The following is a 1,326-nucleotide window of genomic DNA, read 5'->3' on the forward strand; positions in this document are numbered from 1 at the left end:
CAACAAGATGATAAACAGATTTGTGAGGCTGAATTAGATTTGTCCTCTGCTCGGGGTGTGTTATGGGTAGGTGATGTGATTTGTGATCCGCAAACGACATTGGTAAACCGGAATTAAAGGAAAGCATATAATGTTCAAACATTATCTCTTATTAATACTCGCCCTTTTTACTACATTCACCAGCAATGCAGTAACCTACACCAATGATATTGTTTTTATCGAAAACAATATTGATAACGAGTATTTTATTACACCTCAAAAAACAGACCCTCGTTTCAGTGGTGCTAACGTTTTTACCAAATACAGTAGTAACCAACTGAGCTTAGGTTACATGGGATATACCGGCGTAGTGCCAATCAATAATTACTTTGATATTTGGCTAGAAAACTCGCCAATTAAAATGCCATTTATTGGTAACCGTTGCTGGCGAACCTATAGAGATTGCCCTTCTGATGGTATACAAAGACCTGAACAGGTTTTAAGTGATGGAATATATCGTGCCTATATGAATACTCATGGTGGTGAAGCGGGTATTCCTAGGGCGATATTCTCTGATTCATTTTATCAATATATGCAAACTTTACCCGTTAGTAGTATAGAAAATTTTAGTTATTTTTTCTGCTATACCAAGGAGAATTATAACCCTGCATTAGGTCAAACATGTCGCTCTGTAAACGGCCGAGTGTCTGAACAAAGTTTTGCGATCACGAAAAAAGGGCACATAAAACTAAAATCAACCAATGCGTTACAAGAAATTTTTGTCGATAGTGAAGGCAACGCCGTATTAGGCCTAGGCTCTAAATTTTGTGAAATTGTCGGTGATAATGTGGTCTGTAAGATGGTCGATTATGAGCTCAACGGCGAAAGCTTAAATGTTATGAGACTGGCGATGAAAGTAGATACAACGACATTATCATTTACACCAAGTGCGAGTGATATTCTTCTTTCAGCAACGCCGACATCAAGAACCTATTATTATTCTTCACCAACAATTGCCTCTTATTTAGTCACGCCTGGTGATGGGGGCGTTTATGTCCATTTCACAAAAAGCTTTTTCAAAAAATTAATTAGAAATAACGTTGATCTCTCTAAGAGCCAAGATTTATTTACCTTTAGTTTTACCAATACTGCCGTGCCTCAATCAGGCTTTTATGAATTTACCCCTTCTAATACGATAATTATCAAGCCTCGTGATTATGGGATTAGTATTATCTCTAAAGAATTAGTCAACAATCCTTATAGAGAAGGGAAAGTGGGTGATAAAGAGCCACCATTAACGTTTGACTATATCGTCACGACCAGCGCATTTCGCCAAGCTGATAAAAT

General features: G+C 37.5%; 1 protein-coding gene. It reads left to right on the forward strand.

Features of this window, described 5'->3' with window-relative positions; genetic code table 11:
* Nucleotides 1-130: 130 nt before the first annotated feature.
* A partial coding sequence (locus ABN080_RS18135) for a fimbrial adhesin EcpD family protein (RefSeq protein WP_349441659.1) occupies nt 131-1,326 on the forward strand: 1,196 nt, incomplete at its 3' end.

The sequence above is a fragment of the Proteus sp. fly-1089 genome (assembly GCF_040138965.1).
In the GTDB taxonomy this organism is placed as follows: domain Bacteria; phylum Pseudomonadota; class Gammaproteobacteria; order Enterobacterales; family Enterobacteriaceae; genus Proteus; species Proteus vulgaris_B.